Origin of the sequence: Kitasatospora aureofaciens (genome assembly GCF_019192735.1) — a bacterium.
Classification (GTDB): Bacteria; Actinomycetota; Actinomycetes; order Streptomycetales; family Streptomycetaceae; genus Kitasatospora; species Kitasatospora aureofaciens_A.
Genome location: NZ_JAHTKP010000001.1, coordinates 241,373 through 254,405, shown reverse-complemented (window position 1 = coordinate 254,405; position 13,033 = coordinate 241,373). Strand labels below are relative to the sequence as shown.

The following is a 13,033-nucleotide window of genomic DNA, read 5'->3' as shown; positions in this document are numbered from 1 at the left end:
TGAACGCTGCGCGAAAGCCGCCAACCAACCCATCGGCGCCGCCGGTGACCGAACACGGTCCGCTGACGGCGCCGCTCCGCCGGACAGGGAGAGCCTGCATGTGATACCTAGGTGTACATGATCACGCCCGGCGACGAGGGCGGCATGCCGAAGGGGGATATCGGAAACCGTGGCTGGCACACCTGAGCAACCAACAGAGCGGCTTTCGCCGCCCTCCGGCATTCCCCCGCAGCCGTCCACGGGCCCAGCCGCACGGCGCCTCCATCCCACCCGGAGCCGGATCGACCTTCAGGGTTGGGGGACGATGATCACCGCGCTGGTCGGCGTCGCCACCCTCGGCGCGGGCTTCGCCGGCGGCTTTCTCACCCAGTCCCAGGTCGGCGGCGTGGACAGCCGTCCCCAGCCGGCCGTCACTGTGACGGTGCCGGGCCCGACGGTCACGGTGCCGGGCCCCACCGTGACCGCGATTACCAGCCCGGTTGCTGCGCCTGCGGTGAGCACGGTTCCCCCCGGAGTGGCGGCCGGCGGAGCCTCACCGACGGCTCAGCGTGTACTCCTTGCCTCGCCGGACGGTGGCCGCGGCGGAAGCAAGACCGTCCTCACCGGCCAGGGCTTCGGCCCGAAGGAGATCCTCCGGGTCTCCTTCGTCATCAAGGGAGACCTCGGCGAGGACTACCGTCTGCGGGACCTGAGGGACACGATGACGGATGCCAACGGAGCCTTCTCCCTGGAAGTGGTGATCCCGTCCGACCTCGGCCTTGACGCTGGCCGCAACGCCTACCTCCGGGCCCGAACTGCCACCACCAAGACCGAAACCGTCTTCGACCTCACTGTCTGACCGGCTCGGCACCATCTGGCGGGCACCTTCGAGAAGGCAGTCCACGCGGAGGCGATCATCGCCCGCAGCCAGTGGTGGAGCCTCCCATCGGGCCCGGCTGTGCGAACTCAACCAACGGGTCCGTCACGGCCGTGCGCCACCGTTCGCGGTGGCCGTCCGCGCGCAGGCGGAAGTACACGGTCTCGCGCCGTTCGTCGTGGGTGGTGCCGAAGTGGCCGCCGATGTTGTGGGCGAGCAGGTAGTGCACGAGGACCAGGCTCCCGGCCGGGCCGGTGACCTGGCGCGGGGTGGGCAGCTCGACGGGCGGGTACGGGATGGCGTTGCGCAGGGCGTCCGCTCCGTGTACGCGTAGCCAATCGCCGGTAGACAGGTGGCTGCCGGGCCAGACCCACAGGTTGCCGCGGTCACGTTGGCTCTGGTCCGTCAGCAGCAGGCCGACCAGGACAGTGAAGGTGCCAGGGCGGCCATCGTCCTCGGTGGGGGTGAGGCCGTCGATGTGTGGGGCCCCGGGGTGGTGCGGGTGCGGCGGAATGGTGAACGCCAGCTGGGCGACCTCGGGAGTCGGCAAGCCGAGCCCGGCGCGCAGGAACGGGCGGATGGCATCGGCGATGCGGCTGTCCTCATAGAGGTCGCGCAGGTCAGTCTCGTTGGCGAGTTCCGGCCATAGGAAGTATGGGCCGGTGCGGTCCGGGGCGGGCGGCTGGGCCGTGATGTGCCGATCGAGTAGCGACCGCCAGTGGCCCACCTGCCCGGCGGCGAGGGCGCCAGGCAGCACGCAGTAGCCATCACGGCGAAATGTGCTGATAGCACAGGGAGTTGTCATCTCCATAAGCCTATGGAAGCGGCGGAGGGCGGCTCGGGCAACGGGATTTCCGCGCCGCTGCCCGGCGGTGGGCGCCGCTAGGATCCGGGAGGCATCACGGGATGGTGGACGGAGTCAGGGCATGGGCGGCGCGGACGAGGCAGCGGTCAAGCGGAAGTTGGGGATCCAGACCTGGCGGAACATCTCCAAGGACAAGGTGCTCAAGTTCGCGGCCGCGATGCCCGAGATGGCCACCGAGGTGCGGCTCAAGCTCATCGAGCAGTTCCCCGCCTTCAAGGACCTGGGCAAGGCTGACATCGATGCGGTCAAGGAGGCTCACAAGTCCAGGCTCGCGGCCAACGAGAACAGCCAGGACCAGTTCTACCGGGCCTCGCAGGACCAGCGGGACGCTCTGCGGGCCGACCTCAGCTGGGAGCAGCGGGAGGCCCTCCACGACCGCCTCGACCGGAACGTGCGGCAGGCGTACGAGAAGGACAGCGAGAACAAGCAGTTCCTGGGGACGGGGATGAAGGTGGTGGCGGCCGCCGGTGCGGCCGCCCTCGCGCTGGGCGTGGTCTTCGTCGGCGGCAAGGTCGGTGGTGCGAGCGAGGGTGGTTCCGAGGGATCCCAGCAGGACTAAAGCTTGTTCCCAATGCCTGTGCTGGGGCATTTCCCTGGTATGGGTGGGGTGCTGCGGGCTGAGCCGGTGTGGGTGGAGACGTTCATGGGTCTGCTGGTGCGGCAGTTCGAGGGCCTGGTCCGCGTCGTGCTTGAGCGCGGTGGCAATTGGCCGGGCGGTGGCAGGCCGTGGTGCCTGCCGCTGGCGGACCGGATCCTGCTGGTGGCCGTGTACTACCGGACGAATCTCACGATGCGGCAGCTGGCGCCGTTGTTTGGGATCTCGACGGCGACGGTGTGCCGCATCGTCCAGCGCCTGGGCCCGCTGCTGGCTCTGGAGGCCGCTTCACGCCCGGCCGCGGGCGTGGAGCGGCTGTGGGTCGTGGACGGCACCCTGATCCCGGTGCGGGGCCGTACGGTCGGTGCGTCGAGCCGCAACTACTGTTTCTCGGCGAACGTGCAGGTCGTCATCGACGCCGACACCTGACTCGTGGTCGCCACCGCCCGTCTGGCCTCGGGCAACAAGGCCGACGCCATGTCTGGCGTGCCTGGCCCGCCTCCTCCTCGACGAGTTCGACGCCACCATCGACCTCGTCACCGAGACCTTCGAACCCCACCGCCTCTGCGCCTACCTGCACAGCCTCGCGTCGTCGGCGTACACCACGTTCTACGAGCACTGCCCCGTCCTCAAGGCTCCAGCCCGGAGGTCATGGAGACCCGACTGCTGCTCTGCCAACTCACCGGCCAGACTCTCCGCCAGGGCAAGGACATCCTCGGAATCGGAACGCCCGAGAGGTTGTAGCTGACGAAAGCCTTCGAGTGGGTCAGCCATGATCGGCTCACTCGAAGGCTTTTCGTGTAGTGGCGGGCGCGACCCGCTTGCATGGAGTCAGCGGCCTGCCAGCACTGTGTACTGCTACCCCGTGGAGCGCATCAGGGTCACGCTGCGGCCTCGGTTCTCGATGCCGACGTAGGCGTTGACGAGGAAGGGAGCCAGCTTCGGAGTTGCCCGGTCGGCACCGGTGCGGGCGTCGAGGATGACATTGCCGTTGGTCGTCCGGCCGTACACCGCTCCATGCCACACGGCGGTGACCGCCGGCACGAGTCGTCCTCCCGGCGTCTCTGTGATCGACCAGAGCCATTTCATCGACGTCGCGTCCAAGGCCGCGATCGAGTGCGTCTGGCCGAACAGCTGGTCGTTGCAGAGGATGACGGACGTTCCGTCGAAGTCACAGTGCCAGGGGTGCACATACGCTCCTGGCCCCGGGTGGGCGCGGATCGCTCCGGTACGGGCGTCAACGATGACGAACCCATCGGAGGCCGACATCGCGAGCAGGCCGGGGCCGGCGGAGGAGGCGACGGCGTGGCTTTCCGTGTGGACGGCCGACCATCGGGGACTGCCGTCCGACGCGCCGTAGCCTGCGAGCTGACGCTCGCCGTACGTCGGAGCCTCGGCACCGGCCACGATGCCATCGACAAGCTGCATCGCGTGGAAATCCGCCCGGGTCCATCGAAGCTGCCCGGATCCCGCGTCGACCACATAGGTCGTCTCGTCGTCGGACACGACCACGCTCTGGTCGTCCACGGCCACCACCTGCGCCGCCCTGATGCCGTCTGCGAGCAGCGAATCGTCGTGACTCAAAGCCTCCTTGTCCGGAGGCGTAATCACGAGGTCGACCTGAGCGCTCCAGACGGTCTTGCCCGTCGTGGAGTCGGCGGCCAGTACCTCGATCACGTTTCGGCCCCTGCCCGTACCCGTGCCCGGGATGAAACGGGAGAACGCCACGAGCACGGCGTCAATGCCGTGGAAGTGGGCGGGTAGTGGCGCGGCCCTCTCGGACCCGAAGCCGCTCTTCGTAGCGGGGATGGTGCTGCTCGCACTCCAGAGCGTGTTCCTGGTGACGGCGTCGACGGCTTTCATGCCGTCCTCGGTGGTCACGAAGGCGGTTGTGTCCTTCAGCGAGATCGCCGGCCGTTGCCGTGTGGGGCTTGATGTCGAGGGCTGGACGCCCTCGTCGAGTGCATCCCCTGTGCCGTTGCCGTCGCCGAATTCGAATGACGTCGGCGGGTCGTATGCCTGGAGTTGCCGGGCCGCCGGGGGAATCCCGTCTGCGGACAGGGGAGTTGAACCGCTACAGCCAGACAGCGGGCCAGCCAACGCCACCACCAGGGCGACAGCCCCAGCCCAGCGCCGATGCCGACAGCGAGCCGCGAAGATCATCATTCCCCCTTTGCTTGATCACCGAAGCAGTGCAGACTGTACCTGACAGTGATCGACCGGTTCCGGAAATGCCGCCCTGGAAGGATCCACGCCACGGCGCAGCGAGCACCTCGGGACCGGTTGATCACGGAAGGGACTACACGCCTCCACCTGTCGGCCCTGACCGATAGGGTCAAGGCTGTGAAGGAAGGCCGTGGTTCGTCCGCGGCCGGAAGCAGGGACCAGGGAGGGCGCAGGGGTGTCGGCAACAGGCAAAGACGGCAACTCGGGGGCGCGTCGGCCGAAGCCTGCACCGCCGCGCGTGCAGCGCTGGTTCCAGGAACGCCCCTCCCCATTCCCGCACGAGCAGGAAGCGCTCGACCACGTCAAGGCGCTGATGCCGCCGGCGGAGCCCTTCCGGGCGTGGGCGACCTTCTCGTTCACGGCCTCCTCGGGGCGCGTCAACGAGTGCGACCTGTTCGTTCTGGTACCACGCGGTCTCTTCCTCGTGGAGCTCAAAGCGCACCCGGGGCGTCTCGTCAACAACGGGAGCACCTGGAACTTCCACGGCCCCGACCGGCTCCGCACGATCGACAACCCGCTGCACCTGACCGACCTCAAGTCCAAGGAACTGCGGAGCAAGCTTTCCTGGGCCGCCGGGAAGTTCCACACCGGCGTGCGCATCCCGTTTATCTCCCCGGCGGTGTTCCTGTCCGCCCCGAGCCTGCGATCCGAACTCGACGCCGGCCAGCAGACCAACGTCTACGGCCGTGACGACGGTGCCAGCGGCCTGCCCCGCGTCTGGCAGGACTTCCTCGGACTGCCGCCGCAGCGAGACTCCGAGGCCGCCCGGCGCGAGCGATTCGAGTTGGCGCGGGCCCTGCCCGATCTCATGAAGAGGATCGGCGTCAAGGCATCCACCGCCCACCTGAACTTCGGCGACGGCTGGAACCTCGCCGGGCGCCCCCTTGACGGAGGCCCCACCTGGGAGGACCGCCTTGCCATCCGCGAGCAGCCCATCCGCGAGGAAGGCCGCGTCCGCGTCTACCTGGTGAGCCTCCAGGCAACCGCGGAGACCCGAAACTCGGTCGAACGAGCAGCCCGGCGCGAGTACCAGGTCCTCCAGGGCATCAGCCACCGCGGCATCGCCCAGGCCCGGGAGTTCCGCGACCACCAGGGCGGCCCGGCCATCCTCTTCAACCACCGCGCCGCCGACCTGCGCCTGGACGCCTACCTGGCCACCTACAGCGCTTCATTGACCCACGAGACCCGGCTGGAGCTGGTACGCCAGATCGCCGACGCGCTGCGCTACGCCCACCAGCGCTCGCTCTACCACCGCGCGCTCGCGGCCAGGTCGGTGTACGTCTCCTGCAAGTCAGACGGGTCCAACCCGGTCGTGCGCATCATCGACTGGCAGGTCGCCGCCCGCGACTTTGACAGCACCTCGCACACCTCCCTCGGCACCCCCAGCGCCGGCGGCGATCACGTCGAGAACGCCGCACAGGTCTACCTGGCGCCGGAGTTCGAGATGGAGTTCGCCGACCCGGTCGACCTGGACATCTTCGGCCTCGGCGCCCTCGCCCACCTGATCCTGGCCGGCGAGCCACCGGCCGAGCGGCGCAGCGCCATGATCGAGCGGCTGACGAACGACGGCGGACTGCGTCCGTCCGCCGTGTCGGACGCCGTGTCGGAAGAACTCGACGGCTTGGTGTTCCGGGCAACCCGGGCGGACGTGGCCGAACGGCTCGACTCGGTGGACCGGTTCCTGGACGAACTCGACCGAATCGAGCACGCAGCCGCCACGGAAGTATCGGCGCCGGTCGGCATCGACCCGCTCGCGGCGATGGCAGGGCAGAACGTCGATGCGGAGTGGACGGTCGAGAGGGTCCTCGGCACCGGAGCCACCGCCAGGGCTCTGCTCGTGCGGCGCGAGGTGGAAGATCTCGGGGGCGCGATCCGGGTCGATCGGCGCGTGCTCAAGGTTGCCCTGGACGAGACCCGCGACGACCGCCTCGAATCCGAGGCTGACGTGCTGGCCAAGGTCGGCGGTGGCGCCGTTGTGCGGCTGCTCGATGGTCCGCGCAAGATCCACAACCGGACGGTGCTGGACCTCGAGTACGCCGGCGAGCGCTCACTCGGTGCCCGACTGCGTGGGGACGGGCGCCTGACCTACCACGAGCTTGAGCGCTTCAGCAGCGACCTCTTCAACGCCCTCGACCAGTTGGCCGGCAAGGGCGTGCGGCACCGCGACCTCAAGCCGGACAACTTCGGCGTGCTCCAGCGGGCCGACCGGTCCTGGCAGCTGGTGCTCTTCGACTTCTCCCTCGCCGAGGCATCGGAGCGGGACGTGAAGGCCGGCACCCGCGGCTACCTCGACCCGTTCCTCGACACACCGCGCCGGCCGGTCTTCGACAACCACGCCGAGTACTACGCCGCGGCCGTCACCCTGCACGAGATGGCATCCGGCGAGCGCCCCCGCTGGGGCGACGAGATGACCGATCCCCGCACCACCGACGACGAGTACCCGGTGATCGCGGAGGACGTCTTCGAGCCCGCGCTGAAGGAAGGACTGAAGGCGTTCTTCCGGCGGGCACTCCATCGGGACGCTGACCGTCGCTTCGACACCCTGCGGCAGATGCACGAAGCCTGGCAGGCCGTGTTCGCCAAGGCCGATGCGGTGGCTCCGGACGATGAGGACGACGAGACGGAGGATCTGGAGGCCGCCCGCGACCGCGTCGCCGCGCAGGCCGAAGCGGACACCCTGCTCAAGGACGCCGGCCTCTCACCACGCGCACAGTCGGTGGCCAACTCCTTCGGTGCGACCACCGTGGGTGAACTTCTCAGCGTGCCGCTGCACCAGATCGCCCGTGCCCGAGGTGCCGGTGCGGTGATCCGCAAGGAACTCAACCGCCGGCACAAGCAGTGGACCGCGAAGCTCCGAAAGGCCGCCGCGCCCGGCCCGAAGCCGGCAGGAGGCTCAGGGACCGCGGCCGTGGAGCCGAAGGTGGACCTGGCAAATCTGCCAGCGGACATCGCAGCCCGCGCCAGCATCGACGAGCTCGCCGCCCACCTCGACCCGGGCCCGGCCAGCAAGGGCTCGCGCAAGCGCGACATCATCCGGCTCACGCTCGGCCTGCCCGGCGTCGATGGCGAGCTCTCCACACTGCCGGTCTGGTGCTCGCAGACGGACATCGCCAAGGCACTGCCCACCTCGCAGGCGACCGTCTCGCGGAGCCATGTGGCTGCGATCCAGTCCTGGGCGGCAGATCCTGTGCTGGCGACGCTGCGGGAGGAAATCGTCGCCTTCGTCACCGGGGCAGGGCGCGTTGTCACCGCGCAGGAAGTGGCAACCGACCTGCGGATCCGCAAGGGTGTGCGGGAAGAGGACCCACAGCGTGCGGAGGTGCTCGCGCTCGCCGTGGTCCGCGCGGCTGTCGAGGCGGAAGCCTGGCCGCAGGACAAGGACCATGATGGTCAGCCGCGGCTCGCCGTGCTTCGGCGAAGCGGCAGGGTCTTCATCGCGTGCGAGTCCTTGGTGGGGACCAACGACCCCAGCGCGCCTGAGCTCGCCGACTACGCTCGGTCGCTCGGACAGCAGGCGGACCGGCTCGCGCTGACCGAGCCGCTGCCGGACCGTGCCGTCGTGATCCGCGACCTGCGATCCGTGCCGCTGCCGTCGGGCATGACGCCTCTCTCGGACGGTCGCATGGTGGCGCTCGCGTCGGCTGCCGCCCAGGACGCCCTGTACTCGCCGCGTCTGGAGCTCTATCCGAGGGGCCTCGGCCTTGCACAGGCGATCCGAATCTCGCAGGCCGCCGCCGGTGTGCGGCGTGACCGGGGCGCGACCGCGGAGGAACTCCTCGCCAAGGTGCGGCTTCGCTTCCCGGATCTTGATCTCGGCGAGCCGACGGCGGTCGAGCTGGAAGAGGCTCTGGCCGAGGCGATGAAGCAGGCGCTTCAGCATGCCGGATTCGTCCTCGAATACGACCGGGAGACCAAGCGTTTCCGCGCCCCGGTCCCGGAGGGCGTTCGCTCAATGACGGCCTCCGCGACCGCTACCACACTGTTCCCGAGCGCGGCAGGCGTGGCCGCAGCATCGGCGGCGGCCGGGCGAGACCCGAAGGTACTCCTCGAAGCCAAGCTGGAGGACGCCCTGCACCGTGGAGGCTTCCTCGCCCTGACCCTCCGAGGCAAGCACCTTCCCGGGGCAGCAGAGCTCATTGCCCAGGCATATGGGGTGGAGCCGGTCTCGCTGGGCGGGCTGTTCCTTCGGGAGTTCCGTGCCCTCGCGGCCCAGCACGGCACCGAATGGGGGCGAGTCCTGACTATCGACACCAAGTTCACCGAGTCCGGCGAACTGCCGCGAGGGCTTGCCTCCTACGTCAAGGGCGCGTGGTCTCGAGTGGGTGAGCACCTGCGTGACCGAGTCGAGGGAGCTCGGTCGACGGACGTGCTCTTCCTCCACGATGCGGGTCTGGTCGCTCGATACCAGGACGCTGGTGGGCGGGAATTGCTGGTCACCCTGCAGAACGCAGCCCGCCGGGAGACCGACGCCCCGCACGGGCTGTGGCTGCTCTGCCCGCAGGAGGCGCCGCACGAGACCCCGCAGCTCGACGGGATGATCGTCGAGGTGCTCGGCGAGGCGGAGCGGGCCGTGCTGATCAGGGACTTCCTGGACGAGCTCCGAGCGCGGAGTGCTGCAGCCTGACGATATGCGCCTCTGCGGCGGACCCGAGCTTCGGAACAGCCGATCGTTCGAGTGCGCCGAACTGGCAAAATGGGGAACCGTACGGTCCGCCTGGACCGACGGATGGACGGACAAGGGACGGGCGCTGTGACGGGTCGGGGAGTGGACCAGAACGAGCTGCTGAAGGACCTGCGCAAGCAGGTGGCGGCTCTGGAGGACGACCTGCGAGAGCGCAGCCAAGACGTGCCGGAGTTCGCGGCGACGCTGGAAGACGAGTACCGACGCGCTCGGGCGGCTGAGCGCACGGCCGCAACGTTCGAGAGCTGGCGCGAGGAGCGGATCACGCAGGCTGCCGTCGCCTGGGCGCTCGGCACGGTCTTTGTCCGCTTCTGTGAGGACAACGGGCTGATCGAATGGCCCTGGATCGCCGGCCCTGGCGAGCGGCTGGTGATCGCAGAGGAGCGCCACGAGGCGTACTTCCGGGAGAACCCCGAGCAGAACGACCGCGACTGGCTCGTCGCGGCGTTCGATCACCTCGCGGCGGCGAACGAGACGGCAGGCGGGCTCTTCGACCGCAACCACAACCCGCTGTGGGGGCTTACCCCCAGCTTCGAGGCGGCGCGGGCGCTGCTGGCGTTCTGGCGTCGCCGGGGAGAAGACGGCGAAGCTGTCCACCTCTTCGAAAGCGAGGACTGGGATACTCGCTTCCTCGGTGACCTCTACCAGAACCTGAGCGAGCACGCGCGGAAGACGTATGCGCTGCTACAAACCCCCGAGTTCGTGGAGGAGTTCATCCTCGACCTTACGCTAGAGCCTGCGGTTGAGGAGTTCGGGCTGTGGCCTGAGCTGACGACTCGTGAGGGCGAGTCGCGACCAATCGTTCGGCGGGGATTGCGGACAATCGACCCCGCGTGTGGGAGTGGGCACTTTCTGCTTGGCCTGTTCCAGCGGCTGCTGGCTAAGTACCGGGCGGAGGCAGGTCCGGGCGTAGACGACTGGGCCAATGTGCGGGCCGCGCTGGACGCGGTGCACGGATGCGACAAGAACCCATTCGCTGTCAGCATCGCCCGATTCCGGCTGTTGCTGGCTGCACTTAAGGCAGCAGGTGTGGAGCGCCTGGATCTGGCGCCAAACTTCCCTATTAATGTGGCGGTCGGCGACTCGCTGTTGCACGGGCGCGGTGTAGGTAAGCGAAAGCAGAAGGGCAAGTCGGACGACGACCTTTTCGCGGCCCTGGGGATGTCGGTAGACGCGGATGAGGCGGAGTCGGATAGCGCGTTCGCGTACTCGACCGAAGACGTGAATGAGTTTGTGCACAGTTGCGACCTTCTGGGGCGCCACTCCTACCATGTGGTGGTCGGCAACCCGCCGTATATCACAGTGAAGGATAAGCACGAGAACGGGAATTATCGCGACGCATACAGCTCCTGCGCTGGGACGTATGCACTGTCGGTGCCCTTTGCGCAGCGAATTTTCGATCTGGCGACGCGCGAGCATCAGGGGTTCACTGGGCAGATTACGTCGAATTCTTTCATGAAGCGGGAGTTTGGCAAGAAGCTCATCGAGGAGTTCTTTCGAACTCAGGTGAAGCTGACGCACGTTATCGACACCTCGGGAGCTTACATCCCGGGGCATGGAACTCCGACAGTTATCTTGATTGGTCGAAATACGGACCGAGGCTGGGGGGATCCCATCAGAGCCGTGCTGGGTATTCTTGGTGAACCCGGGCAGCCTGAAGATGCAGCAAAAGGATCGGTGTGGCGTGCCATCGTGGAACAGGTAGGGAGCCCGGGCGGCGAGTCGAATTGGGTAACCGTAGAGGACGCCAACCGTGATCGTTTTGCCGCGCACCCCTGGTCCGTGAGTGGTGGTGGCGCGGCTGATCTTCAGGCTCAACTCGAACGGATGCCTCGACGCCTCGGTGACCTTGTTGGCGAGATCGGCTTTGGAGCGGTTACTCGCGAAGATGGCGCATATATGGTGGGTGGTGGAACCCTCAACCGAAAAAGGATTGATGCTGGTCGCCGACGCCCGCTGGTCGAAGGGGATGTTGTTCGGGATTTTGCGATTGCTGATACGATCGAATCTCTGTGGCCCTACGGCGCCGATTCGCTCGAAGCGGAAGCTGAAGCCGAGGTTCTCGATTTTCTTTGGCCGTACCGTTCGATATTGCGGGAGCGTGTCGCATTCGGCGCTACTCAGCTAGAGCGGGGACTCGAGTGGTATGAGTACTCGATGTTTTTCACCAAGCGCTATCGTATGCCCTTGTCGATTTCGTTCGCGTTCGTTGCGACGCATAATCATTTCGTGCTGGACCGCGGCGGGAGAGTATTTAGCCGCTCCGCCCCGGTGATTAAGCTGCCGGCGGGGGTGTCGGAGAAGGAACATCTGGATCTGCTCGGCGTGCTGAATTCCTCGGTGGCTTGCTTCTGGCTGAAGCAGGTTAGTCAAGCGAAGAGTGGTGCCGACAATACGAGTGGTGGAGGGAATAGGTGGAGTCCCGAAGCTTGGATGAAGGACTATGAATTCACCGGCACCAGGCTGGTGAAGTTTCCGGTTCCTGCCGCTCTTGCGAATCGCTATGGTTCTGCACTTGATGAGCTCGCTCAAGAGCTCGCAATGACCGAGCCAGCAGCTATTGCGGCCGACCAGGACAGCGTGCCGAATCGTGAGGCTCTCCGTCTTGCTCGGGTTGCTCACACGTCGACTCGCCAGCGGATGATTGCGATTCAGGAGGAGCTGGATTGGTGGGCGTATGGTGCGTATGGCATGCTCAAGGACGGAGAGCTGGCCGCGCTCACAGCTGAGAATTTCTCTGACGTGCCTGAAGTTGCTCTAGGCGAGCGGGCTTTCGAGATTGTGCTCGCACGCAAGGCAGTAGGAAATTCGGGCACAGCTTGGTTCAAGCGCCACCGGTCCACCCCTGTCACGGAGATCCCTGCTCGCTGGCCTCAGTGGTATCGCGACGTCGTTCAGCGCCGGATCGATGTCATCGATAGGCGGCGGGATATCGCGCTGATTGAGCGGCCTGAGTGCAAGCGTCGCTGGTCGATGCCTACCTGGGAGAAGCGGGAAGAGGACGCACTCCGTACCTGGCTGCTTGATCGCTGTGAGCGCGAGGACCTGTGGTTCTATACGCGCGATGGAATGCGCCAGCCACGTACGCTCACGCCGGCAGGGCTGGCGGACCTGTTTTCCCAGGACGCTGACGTTCACGCGGTAGCTGAACTGTACGCGGCGGACCACCTCGGTAAGCGCGACCTCAGACTTGCTGATGTCCTCCGCGAGATCCTCACTGATGAGCACGTTCCTTATCTCGCTGCACTGCGATACAAGGACTCCGGTCTGCGTAAGCGTGAGCAGTGGGAGACGGTGTGGGAGCAGCAGCGCGAGGAGGATCGAACCGGGGAGCGGCTGGAGATCGCGGTCCCGTCGAAGTACTCCGGTGCGGATTTCCGGAAGCACTCGTACTGGTCGAACCGGGGCAAGCTCGATGTGGCAAAGGAGCGGTTCATCTCCTACCCGGATGCTGGACCGGAGGCCGACCCCAAGCTGGTTCTCGGCTGGGCCGGTTGGGATCACCGTGACCAGGCGCAGGCCATCATCAACCTCGTGACTGACCGTGTTGAGCGGGACAACTGGCAGGGTGAGCAGCTGATTCCGCTTCTTGCAGGGATGCTGGAGCTGCTGCCCTGGCTGAAGCAGTGGCACGGTGAGTTCGATCCCGAGTGGGACGGCAATCCTGCGACCGACTGCCAGGAGTGGCTGGAGGCCCAGCAACGCGAGCACGGCATCACGACGGATGCGGTGCTCTCCTGGCGTCCGTCCGCGCCCAAGCGCGGCAGGGCGGCGGCCAAGTAACGTGCAGCCATTGCACGATCGCACCGA

The 13,033-nt window shown here is 67.0% G+C and carries 7 protein-coding genes and 2 pseudogenes; 7 read left to right on the top strand and 2 right to left on the bottom strand.

Going from position 1 to position 13,033, the window contains the following annotated elements:
• Nucleotides 1-304 precede the first annotated feature (304 nt).
• Entirely contained in the window at nucleotides 305-838 is a 534-nt protein-coding gene (locus tag KV557_RS01120; protein ID WP_218197635.1) for a hypothetical protein, read from the top strand.
• Nucleotides 839-893: 55 nt separating this feature from the next.
• Here the strand turns inward: KV557_RS01120 and KV557_RS01115 are convergent, their stop codons facing one another.
• The gene (locus tag KV557_RS01115) at nucleotides 894-1,661 is read right to left on the bottom strand and encodes a phytanoyl-CoA dioxygenase family protein (RefSeq protein ID WP_218197634.1); all 768 of its coding nucleotides are present in this window, start codon (nucleotides 1,659-1,661) and stop codon (nucleotides 894-896) included.
• A 121-nt stretch (nucleotides 1,662-1,782) separates the two neighbouring features.
• Between KV557_RS01115 and KV557_RS01110 the strand changes: the two genes are divergently transcribed.
• The 4 genes and pseudogenes from KV557_RS01110 (at nucleotide 1,783) to KV557_RS44775 (ending at nucleotide 3,060) form a co-directional block, all read left to right on the top strand.
• The gene (locus KV557_RS01110; RefSeq protein WP_218197633.1) at nucleotides 1,783-2,280 is read left to right on the top strand and encodes a hypothetical protein; all 498 of its coding nucleotides are present in this window, start codon (nucleotides 1,783-1,785) and stop codon (nucleotides 2,278-2,280) included.
• A 39-nt stretch (nucleotides 2,281-2,319) separates the two neighbouring features.
• Nucleotides 2,320-2,742 (top strand): annotated as a pseudogene (locus KV557_RS01105) (helix-turn-helix domain-containing protein); the annotation flags it as partial.
• A pseudogene (locus tag KV557_RS44780) lies at nucleotides 2,681-2,899 on the top strand (hypothetical protein); the annotation flags it as partial. The pseudogenes KV557_RS01105 and KV557_RS44780, both read left to right, overlap by 62 nt.
• Nucleotides 2,900-2,967: 68 nt before the next feature.
• On the top strand, nucleotides 2,968-3,060 hold the full coding sequence (locus KV557_RS44775) for a DALR anticodon-binding domain-containing protein (protein ID WP_374106575.1): 93 nt from the start codon (nucleotides 2,968-2,970) through the stop codon (nucleotides 3,058-3,060).
• A gap of 114 nt (nucleotides 3,061-3,174) precedes the next feature.
• Here the strand turns inward: KV557_RS44775 and KV557_RS01095 are convergent, their stop codons facing one another.
• Nucleotides 3,175-4,197, bottom strand: coding sequence for an outer membrane protein assembly factor BamB family protein (locus KV557_RS01095; RefSeq protein ID WP_218197632.1), 1,023 nt, complete (start codon nucleotides 4,195-4,197; stop codon nucleotides 3,175-3,177).
• A 583-nt stretch (nucleotides 4,198-4,780) separates the two neighbouring features.
• Here KV557_RS01095 and pglW point away from each other — a divergent pair.
• Both pglW and pglX read left to right on the top strand, forming a co-directional pair.
• The gene (gene pglW / locus KV557_RS01090; protein WP_308129709.1) at nucleotides 4,781-9,166 is read left to right on the top strand and encodes a BREX system serine/threonine kinase PglW; all 4,386 of its coding nucleotides are present in this window, start codon (nucleotides 4,781-4,783) and stop codon (nucleotides 9,164-9,166) included.
• Nucleotides 9,167-9,307: 141 nt separating this feature from the next.
• Complete coding sequence (gene pglX / locus KV557_RS01085) at nucleotides 9,308-13,006, top strand: BREX-2 system adenine-specific DNA-methyltransferase PglX (protein WP_308129708.1); 3,699 nt, start codon at nucleotides 9,308-9,310, stop codon at nucleotides 13,004-13,006.
• Nucleotides 13,007-13,033: the final 27 nt, after the last annotated feature.

Bases quoted from the DNA above. Each gene is read 5' to 3' on its own strand.
- KV557_RS01120 (WP_218197635.1), top strand. From the start codon at position 305: ATGATCACCGCGCTGGTCGGCGTCGCCACCCTCGGCGCGGGCTTCGCC.
- KV557_RS01115 (WP_218197634.1), bottom strand. From the start codon at position 1,661: ATGACAACTCCCTGTGCTATCAGCACATTTCGCCGTGATGGCTACTGC.
- KV557_RS01110 (WP_218197633.1), top strand. From the start codon at position 1,783: ATGGGCGGCGCGGACGAGGCAGCGGTCAAGCGGAAGTTGGGGATCCAG.
- KV557_RS44775 (WP_374106575.1), top strand. From the start codon at position 2,968: ATGGAGACCCGACTGCTGCTCTGCCAACTCACCGGCCAGACTCTCCGC.